This window comes from Shewanella sp. SP2S2-4, assembly GCF_031932025.1.
Lineage (GTDB): Bacteria > Pseudomonadota > Gammaproteobacteria > Enterobacterales > Shewanellaceae > Shewanella > Shewanella baltica.
On record NZ_JAUOER010000020.1, the window covers coordinates 22,925 to 37,626 of the forward strand.

Annotated in this window: 7 protein-coding genes; 2 read left to right on the top strand and 5 right to left on the bottom strand. The window is 48.7% G+C overall.

Translation table 11 applies throughout. From position 1 onward, the window contains the following. The first annotated feature begins 389 nt into the window (after positions 1-389). On the top strand, positions 390-3,515 hold the full coding sequence (locus tag Q4Q54_RS15345; RefSeq protein WP_311988881.1) for a M9 family metallopeptidase: 3,126 nt from the start codon (positions 390-392) through the stop codon (positions 3,513-3,515). Positions 3,516-3,681: 166 nt separating this feature from the next. Here the strand turns inward: Q4Q54_RS15345 and Q4Q54_RS15350 are convergent, their stop codons facing one another. The 4 genes from Q4Q54_RS15350 to Q4Q54_RS15365 all read right to left on the bottom strand — a co-directional run bounded on the left by Q4Q54_RS15350 (position 3,682) and on the right by Q4Q54_RS15365 (position 11,613). Then, positions 3,682-5,499 carry a sel1 repeat family protein gene (locus Q4Q54_RS15350; protein ID WP_311988882.1) on the bottom strand — a complete coding sequence of 606 codons (1,818 nt, stop codon included), beginning with the start codon at positions 5,497-5,499 and terminating at the stop codon, positions 3,682-3,684. 184 nt (positions 5,500-5,683) lie between these two features. After that, a complete protein-coding gene (locus Q4Q54_RS15355; RefSeq protein ID WP_311988883.1) occupies positions 5,684-8,761 on the bottom strand; it encodes an efflux RND transporter permease subunit in 3,078 nt (1,025 codons plus the stop codon). Next, positions 8,761-9,981 (bottom strand): efflux RND transporter periplasmic adaptor subunit, encoded by a 1,221-nt coding sequence (locus Q4Q54_RS15360; RefSeq protein ID WP_311988884.1) that lies wholly within the window; start codon positions 9,979-9,981, stop codon positions 8,761-8,763. Before Q4Q54_RS15360 ends, Q4Q54_RS15355 begins: the two co-directional genes overlap by 1 nt. Positions 9,982-10,275: 294 nt before the next feature. Then, entirely contained in the window at positions 10,276-11,613 is a 1,338-nt protein-coding gene (locus Q4Q54_RS15365; protein WP_311988885.1) for a leucine-rich repeat-containing protein kinase family protein, read from the bottom strand. A 220-nt stretch (positions 11,614-11,833) separates the two neighbouring features. Here Q4Q54_RS15365 and Q4Q54_RS15370 point away from each other — a divergent pair, with 220 nt between their 5' ends. Continuing rightward, positions 11,834-13,279 carry a LysM peptidoglycan-binding domain-containing protein gene (locus Q4Q54_RS15370; protein ID WP_311988886.1) on the top strand — a complete coding sequence of 482 codons (1,446 nt, stop codon included), beginning with the start codon at positions 11,834-11,836 and terminating at the stop codon, positions 13,277-13,279. Positions 13,280-13,469: 190 nt separating this feature from the next. Here the strand turns inward: Q4Q54_RS15370 and Q4Q54_RS15375 are convergent, their stop codons facing one another. Beyond that, complete coding sequence (locus Q4Q54_RS15375; protein WP_106651750.1) at positions 13,470-14,591, bottom strand: sterol desaturase family protein; 1,122 nt, start codon at positions 14,589-14,591, stop codon at positions 13,470-13,472. Positions 14,592-14,702: the final 111 nt, after the last annotated feature.

Below are 14,702 nucleotides of genomic sequence, written 5' to 3' on the forward strand. Positions count from 1 at the left end.
AACCTTAATGCGGCTAAGCTAGCGCGAATTCAAGCCAAATAGCCACTCTTATTCCACAAGGTATTCAATCAGGTATTTCATAAGGCATTCAATTAGGCCTTTCTAAGCTGTGGAGTCCCACTGACTCAGCTTCTGGCGCGAGTCCTTTGAGCAATAAGCTGAACCTAAGCTGAACAGAAAAGATGTATCAAACAAATTTACAGGCAAATACTAGATATATTAAAAACTTACAGCCATCATTTGGACGCATTATTTGCCAGCTGCGATGTTTGTCGCGCTATTGTTATCACGCAAATAATCCAATGAGGTTTGATGCAAGCTTAGGTTCCACGCATCAAATAACGCCCAAGGAAGATCTGCTTTGCAGACTAGATAACTACGGATACACAATGAAAAACACACTGCTCTTCGCAGCTATTAGCTTAGCTTTTGCGACTCCCGCTATCGCCCATGACACTCATACGAGTCACCCATTAGGCAGCAACACACCCAGCAATCCACAAGCGCAACCGGCACCACGACCACCCTCGGCGCCCATTAGCCAAATAGAATCCCATAGACCGCTACTGCGGGAGACGCCATTGATGGCATCCCCGAATGAGCCAACTATGACAGAACAGACAATGACAGAACCGCCTAAGATGCATTCACGCAAGAAGCGAGAAGTATCTGAGCAACCGCCACTTAAGTTACAGAGTCGCAGCGCCGCACTGCAGAGCAATGACTGCAGTGACTTTGTCGGTAAATCGGGCCAAGCCCTAGTGGATCAATTGAGCCAATCGACACCCGAGTGCGTCGGTAAGCTCTATAGCCTCAAAGGCAGTGCTGCGACCGCGCTATTTAGCGAGGCCAATGTGATCAGTGTCGCCAACGCCATAGCCACTAAAGCCAAGGACTACACTGGGGTCGATGTTCAGCATCTTGAATCGCATATTTATTTTGTCCGCGCCGCTCTCTATGTGCAGTTTTACAGCCCAAATGATGTACCCGCTTACAGCAGCGCCGCTAAGGCCAGCTTAAAATCGGCCCTCAACGCTTTATTTGCCAACGCTGCAATTTGGACTGTCTCCGATGCTAATGCTGGCGTGTTGAAAGAAGCCTTAATCCTGATTGACTCAGCCGAGCTCGGCGCCGATTTTAATCATGTCACCATAAAAGTGCTAACAGACTACGACGCTAACTGGCAAGCCAGTTTCGCCATGAACGCCGCAGCAAACTCAGTGTTTACCACCTTATTCCGCGCCCAGTGGAATGATGAGGTGCAGGCGCTGTTCGCTCGTGACCAAGGCATTTTAGATGCGCTGAATAACTTCCAACTCGAACATCGCGACTTGTTAGGTACCAATGCAGAGTATCTGTTAGTCAACGCAGTCAAAGAGTTATCTAGACTGTATTACATTGATGCCATGCGCCCGCGAGTGACTCAGCTAGTTAAAAACATCCTCAGCAGCACCAGTAAAACCGAACCGAGCAAAGTGCTTTGGTACGCGGCGGCAGAAATGGCCGACTATTACGATCGCAGCCATTGTAACGATTACAATATCTGTGGTTTTAAGGCGCAGTTAGAGGCCGATGCCTTACCTTTTAATTGGAAATGCTCCGACAGTCTCAAGATCCGCGCCCAAGATCTCTATCAAGATCAAGCCAAGTGGGCCTGTGATGTGCTGACCAGCCAAGAAAGCTATTTCCACAGCAAACTTGAAACGGGCATGCAACCCGTAGGGCAAGATAACAACGATGACTTAGAGCTAGTGGTCTTTGGCAATTCGTCTGAGTATAAATCCTTAGCCAACAGTATCTTTGGCATCAATACCGACAACGGCGGCATGTACCTTGAAGGCTCGCCCGCCGGACTCAAAAATCAGGCGCGTTTTATCGCCTATGAAGCCGAATGGCGCACGCCGGATTTCCATGTCTGGAACCTGCAACACGAATATGTGCACTACCTCGACGGGCGCTATAACCTGTTTGGTGACTTTAGCCGCGGCACTTCGGCCAATACTATTTGGTGGATTGAAGGCCTAGCGGAATATATTTCTTACCGTGACGCCAATACCGCGGCCATTGCCATGGGCGAAACCGGTGAATTTATGTTGTCGACCATATTCAAAAACAACTATGAATCAGGCCAAGACCGTATCTACCGTTGGGGTTATCTGGCGGTGCGCTTTATGTTTGAGCATCACAGGGACGATGTGAGACAGATTCTCGCCTACCTACGTAACGACCAATACGCGGAATATCAAACCTTTATGGATGGTATCGGCACACGTTACGACAACGAGTGGCAAGGTTGGCTCGCCAGCGGTTTGAGCACGGCTGACGATGGCATTGTCGATAAAGGCCCAAGTGATGTCGATGCTGAGCCCAGTGGCCGTGAAGGTAACTGGACAGGACCTGCGGGCACTATCAGTAAGGATTACTCGCCTTGCCAAGTAACGAACGAAGCCTACCGTTACACTGAATCGGCTAGCCTGAAAATCGATGTGCCGATGGAATGTATTGATTCCAAACTCGGCCGCGCCAGTTTCAGTTTCACTAATACCGATCGCTCGGCCCAAGATCTTTGGATCAAGATTGGCGGCGGTTGGGGTGATGCCGACATTTATTTCAATTCTAAAGGTTGGGCAAGCCCAGAACAAAACCAAGGCGCGGGGATCGGCAACGGTAACTATCAAGTCATTAAAGTGCAGTTAAACCCTGACGAATATTGGCATTACATTACCTTGTCGGGAGATTTTGGCGGCGTTGATATGCAAGTCAGCACCACTGAGCTGTTCGCTGATGTTGATCCCGATCTGGGAGATGGCGGCGTGGATCCTGAGCCACCAGCAAATTGCGGTGCAGTGACCTTAGATTACGGCCAGCTCACACTGGGCAAAAACGAGTGTATCAGTGGTGGACGCAACAGCTTCTACTTCTGGGTTGAGGAAGATAATACCCAGTTCACCGTCACCACTAAGGGCGGCGCTGGGGATGCCAATCTTTACTTCAATGCCAGTCAGTGGGCCGACGCAGATAATGCCGATGCAAAGAGCACCCAAGTGGGTAATCAAGAGTCGCTTAGCTTTAGTGCCAATCGCGGCTGGCGTTATATCACAGTTGATACTGCCACTGAGTTTAGCGGCGTAACACTCACCCTCAATACAGGCGCGAGCAATACGCCTACGCCAGCTCTAATCGCTAATGCCTGCACGACGCAATCGCCCTTGAGTCATGGTGAGCTGAGTTCAGGCAAAGCCATCTGCACCGCCGATGGCCGCAGCGATTACTATCTTTGGGTGCCAGAAGGTACGAGTCAGTTAAGTATCAACTCAGCCCACGGCAGTGGTGATGTTAGCCTGTTTTCGGGGACAACGTGGGCCAATGCTCAACACTTCGATGCAGCGTCTGTCACGCCCGCTAACACTCAAGAAAGTATCACAGTCGATGCACCAAGCCTGGGTTGGTATTACATCACAGTGCAGAGTGAACCCCAGAGTTCAGGAGTCGCACTGCAGGTTGATTTACGCTAGTTGGCTGTCGTTGTTTAAGCCAGAACGTTTAAATCTGCTTATTTAACTCTAGCCACTTAACACTAGAGGCTTAAATCAAGCAGTTGAATAAATAGCAAAATCCCTGCCATGGCAGGGATTTTTATTGGCTAAATACTAACGAATACTCTTTTATATAAACATGAAGTTATAAGCGCATCTCTTCAAGCACTTGCACTCTGTCCTTGGCCTTTGCTTCATAGTCATTTGAAAATCGCTCTGCAATTTCAATGCTCTGCTGATAAAGCGTTAACGCTGTTTTCGCATCGACCGCGCCGCCCTCGCCTTTATCTAATAAGGTTGCTAGCTGGAAGTAAGCATTGCCTAAAATATCCGCCTGCAAACCTTGCTCAGCACCCAGCGTCGTTACTCTTGCTAACCAGTAGCGCGCGTTAACCGTATCTCGATGGGTTTCCGATAACAAGATATTGGCAAGTTCGGCTGCGGCATAGAGCTCCCGCTCGGCAGCAATTTGCCAAAACTCCTCACCCGCAGCAAAATTATCCGCCAAATAGTAGTAATCGCTGGCCGCCGCATGGGCCAGTTCAGGCTTAGCCTTCACACTCAGGCGATAATTTTCCAGCGCGGCGTTAGCATCAAAATACGGCGAATAGGGTAACAGTTGATAGAAAGCCATAAGGCTACTTGCCTCTGGCATTCCTTGGTCAACTAATTGATTTAGCTGCTGCCACGCTTGCGTTTCTCTGACCTTATCCTCACCCGTATTAACGAGGCCACGTTCGATGGCAGATAAAGGTAAATGGATTAACTCAAGCTTTGCCGTGTTATCGCCAAAGCTTGCGGCGCGCTCGAGCCAATAGGTTTTTTCATCAATTCGCCCCGCGTAACCGGCTTGATCTAGCATCCAGTGTAAGGCTTCAATATCGCCCGCCTCTGCGGCTTCACGGTAATACTCTTGTGCCTTAGCCTCGTCCTTAGGTAAGGCGTGACCCAACTCATAGATACGCGCCAATAAGCGCTTATCTTCGGCCTTGGCACTTTGAGCTAAGGTCTTGATTTGTGATTCAGGTTTGCCATAGGCATACAGTTTTACTTCACTGTTGACATAAGCATATTGAGTGCCGTCGGGATACTTCACCTCAACCGTATCGGGCTGATACCAGACATCGACCTCGTAATGCTCGGCAATCTGTGGATTAAAGTTCACCCGCATCACCGCCTCATCGCCACGCCGAACCGCTTGAGTATACGGGCTGGCCCACAGGCTAGAAGTGCGCTGCAGGCTACTCTTCAGCCGTGCCTCGAAGGGCTTGTCTTCCTCTGGATAATGAATAAAAACCGGATAGTAAACTGGCGCTAACGATAACGGCGTGGTCGCCAGCAGTGAGTTATCCGCCTCGCTGCCTGCATGAATAGGATCGATATTAAGCTCATGACTTAGATAAAAATCATCGTGGGATGACACTTGAGTCGGCAACGCCGTTTGGCTGGCAAGCTGAGCCGCATCTACCGAAGTGCCCTGCAACTTGGCAAGGTTATCCCGTTGCAGCGTTTTAGCTCTCTGCCACAGCGGGTGGTTCGGCAGTATCGTCACATCGAGCATTAAATCCTCGAGATGCCACTGACAATCACCGCCACCATTTAAGGCTAAGGGCAGCGAAAACTCACTCGCTTCACTGCCGCTACTGATGACTTGCCGTAGCACTGAGGTTTCTTCGAGTGTGGCGCGGTAGGGATTAGCAAGATCGCCACTGGGAAAACGGATTTCCTTGCGGGTACAAATCGATGAGGCGTAATAACCGACGAGTTCTAATTGCGTATTGGCGGGCAACACACCGACAAACTCGAAACGCTGGCTGTCCGCCGGCGCCGTCACTTGATCGACTGGCAACTCACTGCGAAACAAGGCCTGCCAAAAAGAGGCCATGACCGGAGAAGCAAACATCAGCCCAGCCGAGCAAGCCAGATACAGGGGCGCCCGATGAAAACACTGTAACAAACTCATAATGCCAGCTCTCCGTCGCTGATGAGGCCCACTCGCACTCAACACTCTCTCAAATACTGCAATGATCACTCAACAAAAAAATTAAGCCAACGCGCTTAGCTATTGGCTTAAATCATAACGTATTTATGGGCAAGTTGAACCCATGTAGTGGATCTAGGCTCGATCAACCCCAACCAACCTGCGACTAAGCTTTAGCATTGCGCAGGCCAGCAAGCACATCCTTCGCTTTGAGTTCGGCCATAGCAACATAGGCCACAGGCACCACAAATAACGAGAAGAAGGTCCCCGTCATTAAGCCTCCGACTAAGACTAAGCCTATGTTGGCTAACCCTAATGAACCAGGCCCAGAAGCCAGCGCTAAAGGAATGGCACTTAAAATCATGGTTAAAGACGTCATTAAAATCGGCCTTAAGCGCGATTTGGCACTGCTTAGCGCCGACTCAATCGCACTCAAGCCTTGGTCTTGTTGTTTATTGGCAAACTCCACCAGCAAAATACCGTGTTTGGTTACTAGCCCCACTAAGGTTAATAACCCTATCTGCGAGTAGATATTCACGCTCTGGCCAAACAAGGTTAAGGTCAACAGCGCGCCAACAATACACAAAGGTACAGTCAGTAAGATGATCAAAGGATCAACGAAGCTTTCAAACTGCGCGGCCAAAATCAAATAGATAAACACCAGTGCCAGCAAAAATAGCGACTGGGTACCCGCCTGTGAATCCATTAAATCTTTCACTACCCCATTGTATTTAAAGCCTTGGGCATCGTTGAGCAGTGTTGGCAGTTGCTCGTCTAAGTAAGCTTTGATTTCATCGGTGGAATAGCTGGGCATAACGTCCGCCGTCAGCTCGGCGCTATCAAGGCCCATAAAGGTCTTAATGTTCGATTCTGCCGTGGTCTGCTTAATCGACACAAACTGCGATAACGGCAGGGCTTGCCCAGATTCTGAAGTGACGTACAGCTTATTCAATACTTTGAAATCACTGAGCTTATCTAAGTTTACTTGCACTTGAATGGGATAGGTAAAGCCATCGGTGGCATGTAAGTCCGCCGCCTTGACTGAGCCAAGGAAGGTAGAAAGCGCATTCGTCACATCGCCATAACTCACCCCCGAGAGGATAATCGCATTGCGATCGATAGATAAATCGTAACGCAGTTGATCCCTCAGTACCGAGTTACCGACGTTGTTCAGCCCAGGATAATCCTCGAGTAACTTTTGCACTTTGGCGGCTGTGTCATTGAGCTCGTCCTTGTTGCGATCTAAGGTCGTTAACTCTAAGCGTAGATTATTGGCAATGCTGAGATTATTCGCCGAGCGAATACTAAAGGACATGTTATAGGCAGAAACGCTTTCCTTTGATTTTGTCATTAAGTCGCTGATCACATCATCTATGCCCTCGCTGCGCTCACCCCAAGGTTTAAGCAGCACATGGTTCACTGGCTCGCCCTCGATGTAAGACAGGTTCGCTCCAACGGCGGGATGCTCATCCATCACGCCATTAAGCTCAGCGTTATGGTTCAGATGATACTGGCGACCCACACCGGTTGGGCCATTCGACGCCACATCGATAAAGCCTGAATCTTCCGCGGGTAAAAGCATTTTCGGCAACTGCCAGTAGGCGATGCCCGCAAGACCAATAAGCACCACTGCCGCGCCGAGCATTAAACGCTTACGACCGAACCACTTATCCAGCTCTTTGATATACAAATCGTTTAACTGCTGCAGCGCATGCTCGACTCGGCTAAACCATTTCGGCTGCTGCTCAGTGGTATTGATAAGATAGGCGCTCATCATAGGCGACAAAGTCAACGCCACCACACCAGAGATCATCACGGCAGCGGCCAAGGTGAAGGAGAATTGCCGAAACAGATCGGCGGTTAACCCCGACATGAGTCCTATCGGCAAATACACGGCCGCGAGCGTTAAGGTCATGGCAATGATCGGGAAGATGATTTCCTGACAGCCTTTAATCGCCGCGTTAAAAGGCGTTTCACCGTTTTCGATGTGGCGATAACAGTTCTCCACCACCACAATAGCGTCGTCCACCACCAGACCGATGGCCAAAATAATCGCCAAAATGGTCAACACATTGATGCTAAAACCGAGGGCCGACATCACGGCAAACACCCCAATCACACACACGGGAATGGTAATGATTGGAATCGATGCCGCCCGCAGGCTGCCCAAAAATAACACCACAATCAGCGACACTAAGATCACCGCTTCAATCAGCGCAGAAAAGCCTTCGTCGATGGAAGCCTCGATAAAATCGGCCTGATTGTAGGCCAAGGTCATTTCTAACCCTTGGGGCAAATGCTGCTGCATGCGCGCAATTTCGGCCTTAATGTTCGAGGCCACTGTCACAGGGTTAGCATTACTCAAAGGTAAAATTTGCAGCGACATGGCACTGTGTCCGCCAATGGACAACAGACTCGGCGACAGGCTTTCTTCGCCCATCACCACATCGGCGACATCGGCCACACGGATGATCTTGCCCTCGCTGACCTTGATCACTAAGTCCTTCACATCTTCGAGCGTTTCAACTTGATTCAAAGGGTTGATCGAGAAATCCCGCGACTTACCTTTAATCGCCCCCGAGGTGAAGCTGGCATTGTAAGAACCTAAGGTGCCCACCACATCGGCGGCTTTAATGTTGAGCGCCTTCATCTGCTCGGGGTTGAGCCAGACTCTAACCGCCTTTTGTGAGCCGCCATAGGGGCCCCACACGGCGCCAACGCCTTGCACTTGCTTGAGCTGCGGCACTAGCTGCTGGCTAATGTAGTCGTACATGGCCTGCTTTTCCATGCCACCCGCGTTCACAAAGGTAATGATATTACTGGCAGCATCGGTAGCCGAGGTATCGTCGGTGACGGTCGGTTTATCTATCATGCTCTGGGGGAAATCGTTAATCCCTTCGACGCTGCTACGCAACTTATTCATTAAGTTGGTGTATTCGATATCGCTGGTATCGTCATTGAATTTAATGGTTAACGAGCAGCGACCTTCGCTACAGTCGGTCGACATAGTATCGACCTTGTCTATGCCCGAAGCCGCCGCAATTAACTTATCGGCCACATTGCTCGACATAAAATCGGCGCTCGCCCCTGCAATCGATGCATTCACAGATGCAGAGTGGGTGGTGTGCTCAGGAAAATATCGGATATCGAGTTTTTGAAAGGCAATCAAGCCCAGTAACACTGCCATGATACTGAGCACGGAGGCGAAGATAGGATGGCGAATACAGACTTCGGGTAAACGCATTATTCGGCCCCCTCAGTGCTGGGCTCAGCGCTTAGCGCTTCGACCGCACCAGAGTTAGCACTGGAGACAGTGGCTTTATCTGCCGCGCTTTTGTCCTGAATGACTTTGATCTTGCTATCGGCCTTGAGGTTTTGCATACCCGTTTTAACCACGAGATCGCCTTCGGCTAAACCCTCGGTTACAACCGCATAGCCATCATTAGTGTTTTGCGCGAGTTTAACCACTTGTTTTACGGCGCTATCGCCGCGCACTAACCAGACAAAGCGTTCGTCATTATTGGCGATAATTGAATTTTGCGGCACTAATAAGTGTTTAATATCATTGCTGTAGAATTGCTTAATATTGGCGAACATACCGGGCGCCAGTTTGAACTCAGGGTTATCGAGGGCGGCGTGTACCTCAACTCGTCCTGAACTTTCATCCACCGCAGGGGCCACATAGTTAACTAACCCATTGAACACCTTATTACCATAGGCTTCAACGGTGACATTCACCTTCTGGCCTTTTTGTGCCTTACCTAAATCCTTCTGGCTAATGGCATAACGGACTTCGACCGGATTTAAACTATAGAGGGTGACTAAGGCGGTACCTGCGCCAATTTGGCTACCAATGGACTGGCTAAAGCTTGTTAGCTGACCGTCGAAGGGGGCTTTGATCAAGTAGTCGTTCATGGTTGCTTGTTTCTGACGAAAATCGGCATCAGCCAGATTCACATTTTCCCGCAGTTCATCCACATCTTGCTTGGATAGTGCAAATGGCTCTTTGATTAACAGGTCTTCAATCCGTTCAAGCTTTGTTTTTGCCAGTGCTAAGGTACTTTTGGCCTTGTCTAAATCAGCCTTGGCCTTAGTGTTATCTTGCTCGGCAATCACTTGGCCCTTCGTCACTTTGTCGCCGTTACTAAAATGGATAGCACTGATTTTTTCACTGGCATTAAAGTTGAGGATCGCCGAATCAATGGCGTTGATTTTACCGACTTCGTTGACGATATCGGCAAAGGCAGTTTCTTGAATGGCCTCGACCGTCACAGGGATAACGTCGATCTTGTCCGCCGCTGATACGGCTATAGAGGTTAAGGTGAAAAGACTCGCCAGTAGAAACGTCAAAGGCGCGATTAAGGGCGCCTTTGGAAGATTGTGGGGCTGGCTTTTAAATGAAATATCGCATGCACTGCGTGCTCGTTTTGTCACTCTTTGTGTAAACATCGTTTGTATAAACATAGTATGCAAACCTATTGTTCTTACTATTCAACGGACATCCTATCCGACAACAGCAAACCGGATTGAACCCAAGACTAATACCCAGTCCTCCAAAGTGCTTATTCAGCAATTTGAGGTTATTTGGGTATACAGCCTATAGGCATAATCCCTGTCAGTGCCAGTAAAAATACTGTTACACATTTAAACAAAACAATGAGTTAACGCAAAACCTAATCGACAAAACCTAAATCACACAAAACCACATAAACCACAACAAACTAGAAACAGATGTAAAGCCAGCCTGTTGGCAAGCCACTATTTGCCTTTTAGCAGGGCTCCGATGGCCTTTTTTACGTCTGCAAAACAGGGGCGCTGAGTCACATCTAACTGCATACATTCGTCTTTAATCGCACTCAATTTTTTATAGTATTCAGGGCCAACCGAGCCACTCACATAGGCGAACAGATCCTCAATCAAGCAGCCCAGCGCGCGCACTTCAATCGCCTCCATTGCCAAGCGCTCTACTGTAGACAGATTGCGTAAATTGGATGCCGCGCCAAAATCACCAAACAACAAGTTCATCTGTTGATTAATCATAATGTTATGGGCGTAGACATCGCCGTGGCTGACTTGCTTGGCGTGCATATGCGCCATCGCATCGGCCAATTGGAGTGTAATCTTAGTCACGTCATCAAGGCTGAACTGGGTATCAGCATGAAAGGTATCACGGGTGCAGGTTGCCAAACTTGGCGGTAAACCTAAATTGCTAAACCCGGGCGGGATGAGCTCCATCACTAAGCCCAATTGATCCTTCTGGCTGATGTGCGCCACCACCTTGATAAGGCTCGGGTGATCTCCCGTTGTGAGGCAGCAATCTAACTCGTCGGCGGGATAACCATCGCTGGTCACCTCCCCTTTAAAGAGTTTTACCGCAATCTGTGATGACCCCGTCGCGGCTATCATGGCCTGATTCAACCAATCACCACGGTAAATCACCCCAGAGGCGCCTTCGCCCAGTTTTTCTGCCAACTTGATATCATGCAGAGTCACGTTTGCCACTGTGGCCACATCGGCATGGGGATCGACCAAGGTATGGCTGAATGGATTACCCGCAAAAGCGAGCCAAGTCAGCTTAGGCAAACCCAATAGCCAAGCTGGCAGCGCTTGCAGTTGATTGGCCGATAGGCGCACTAATTCTAAGTTAAGGCAATTAGCCATCGACTCGGGCAAAGCCGTTAACTGGTTGCCCGCTAAGGCTAATTTTTGTAGACGAGGTAAATCGCCCATAGCCGCAGGCAAGGTTTCGATTTGGTTATCGGTAAGAATGAGCCAGCGAGTTTGCAGCGGTAACGCGGCGGCAGTCACAGTACGGATTTGATTCGCCTTAAAGCCAATCATCTCTAAATTCGCACAGCGCCCTAATGCCTCGGGTAAGTGTTCGAAGCGGTTATTAGAAGCAAAGAGGATCCTTAAACGCGATAAACGGTGCAAGTCCTCGGGCAGAGTACTCAGTTGATTACTCGACAAATCGAGGATTTCGAGGCTATCGGCTAAGTCAAAAATCTCCCGCGGAAACTCGGTTAACTCCTCGACCAATTGTAAACGCGTGATCCCTTGTAACTGCCCTGCTCTTAACTGCGCTAACGTCTGCACTTTGCTACCCAAGTCAATGAAAAATCGCCGCTATGGTAGCGCATTAATGGTTAAAGCTAAACGCAAGATATATAGCCAAAGGGCGGCGCAATGCCCGCTAAACGGACGTTAAGCGGGCATTGCAAATAGGGGGAAACCGTGGGGAGCTATCCAGAAACGCGAAAACAGATTAGCATGTGCACCAATATGGAATGCCCAGTTAACTCATCACAGGACAATCATGCGGAAACATTTTCGCCAAACGCACTCTTTTACAGTGCTAATGCTAGCCATGTTTGTGGCCCAATTGAGCGGTTGCGCGACCACGTCGGCAAGCCCATCAACCACAGAATTCAATGCCCCAGCAAATGATGTGAGTAACGCTAACGAGCACTCGCCACAACACCAGCAGCACACGCCACCCGCTGTGGTTGAGCAGTACAGCGACGTTTGGGAAAAGATCCAACACGCCAACACCATTGACGTACATGACGATGCCGAAGTGCGCAAACAGCGTAACTTTTTCGATGATAAACAGAAATTTATGAACCAAGTCGGCGAACGCGCCGAACCCTTTTTGTATTACATCGTCAGCCAGCTCGAAGCCCGTAACATGCCATTAGAATTGGCGTTATTACCCATAGTCGAAAGTGGTTACAATCCACTGGCACAGGCAAACGGCCCAGCTGGACTGTGGCAGATGATCCCCGCCACTGGGCGTAATTTTGGCTTAACGGTTAACTCAGCCTACGACGGTCGCAAAGATGCACTGGCCTCAACCGATGCCGTGCTCGACTATCTACAGCATTTGTACGACACCTTAGACAAAGACTGGATCAACGCCGTCGCCGCCTACAATACCGGTGAATTGGTGATTAAAGCCGCCATCAACAAGAATAAAGCCAAGGGTAAACCAACGGACTTTTGGTCGCTGGGCATTCCGGCCAAACGCGTACAAACTGTGCCTAAGTGGCTGGCCTTTATTCAAATTATTCGCGCACCCAATCATTACAATCTAAAAGTGCGACCGATTGCGAACCGCCCTTTCTTAGATAGAGTCCCTGCGCCCAATGGCGTGGATATCGGCCAAATCGCCAATGCGGCAGGGCTGAGCAAGGCAGAATTTAAAACCTATAACCCGGGCTTTCGCCAAGGCGTGATCCCGAGCAAAGGCAAATATCAGATCGCCTTACCGCTGGAAAACATAGGCCAATATCAAGAAAATCACGACAAACTCTACGCCCAAAAACGCTATGACAGCCAAAGCTATATCGTTAAGTCCGGCGACAGCCTAGGCACAATCGCGGCTAAGTTTGATACATCAGTCAAGGCATTAAAACAGGCTAATAACCTGACCTCTGATCGCCTCAAAATCGGCCAAGAGCTCACACTCTTAACGCCAATGGCAGCCAATGATAATGAGCCAGAACCCGCTAAAGCCAACACTAAGTCCGATAGCAAAGCCAAGTCATCGACCAAAACAAATGCCAACGGCACTAAAACCACCAGCTCAAAATCGGCCGATATGCCAACGGCAAAAGCCAAAACCTACAAGGTAAAATCCGGCGATTCGCTGGATAAAATCGCCCGTAAGAATAAGGTCAAACTGGCTGATTTAATGAAGTGGAACCAGCTCAATAGCAAGAGCATTATTAAGCCAGGCCAAGAGCTGAAAATCAGCGAATAACACTTGCGATATTAACTGCAAAAAAGCCCAACAAAGCGCCAATTAAAAACGCTGTGTTGGGCTTTTTGCTGTCCCAGTGTCAGAGTTAACCATCACTTAAACATTGCTACTCAGTTGACCTCACATTGACTTCCAGATAATCATTCCAAAACAAACCACTCCAAAACGAACCACTCCAAATGCAGCGCCGTTATTTTGTGTCCTTCTTCGCTAAACCGAGGGGATATAATTGCTGCTTAAACATGCCAACGGGCATGTAATCACCGACGACACCATATTGCTCTGGCCACTCTTTCTGACCTCGAACTGCGGTTCCAAAGAGGTAATCTAAAAATGAAAAATGGGCGGCATAGTTACGATCTATAGCCGCCTTATCGGAAGCATGGTGCCAATGGTGGAACTGCGGGCTGACGATTAAGTAACGTAGCCAACCGAAGTTAACTTGGACATTGGCATGGTTAAATACCGCCTGTACGCCAACGATAATGACATAAATACTGATGATGTCTTTAGAGAATCCCAAGATAAAAATCGGCGTAAGTACTAGACAACGGGTGGCGATCAACTCAAACATATGTTGCCTTGATCCCGCCAACCAATCTAAATGCTTGGCGCTATGGTGTACCGAATGGAAACGCCACAGGAATGGGATCTCATGGTAAGCGCGATGCGCCGCATATTGCATTAAATCGGCGACCAATAGAATCAACAGCAGTTGCAACACAAAGGGCAGACCTGCGATAAAGCTTTGCACTGTGCTGGAAATAGCCCAAGAAAAGGTCGACTGCACAAATTGATTCGTCACCAATAATACAAATCCAATCGCTAAATGATTCACCAAAAAATGATTTAAATCCCCTTGCCATTCGGGTCTCAATATTGGCTGTTCAGGTTTATGGGGTAGCCATTTTTCGATAAAAATAAAAATTAAGGTTGAACCTAATAAGTCTAAAATAAACCAATCTAACCCCAGTGAGACCTTATGATTGGCAAAAGGCTCGACCTCGACTTGATGACCACCAAAGGCAATCGCCAAGCTCACAAATACCCAAGCGACAAAGCCAAATCGTTTATTTTTATTTCGAATAAAATTTAATAAACCTAAGCTGCCCGACACCACTAAGGCGACAAATATCAAACTGCGAATAATATCGACGTTATAACTTTGGCGTAATTCGGGGGTAGTCAGGTATTCAGGGAAATGAAACGCCAATACACCTAAAAACGATAATATGGCTAACATGCACGCTATGGTGCCGCTAATACTGCCTTCACCAATTTGGAAATGGCCGTCTTTAAATCCTTTGCTAATCACAGTGAACTCCTTTTCCTATGCTGCTCGCGTTATCCACACAACCACCACTCAGCTTAATTTTGCCGATTAGCCTACATTAACCCCACTGCCACAATCAATAAAAAGCGC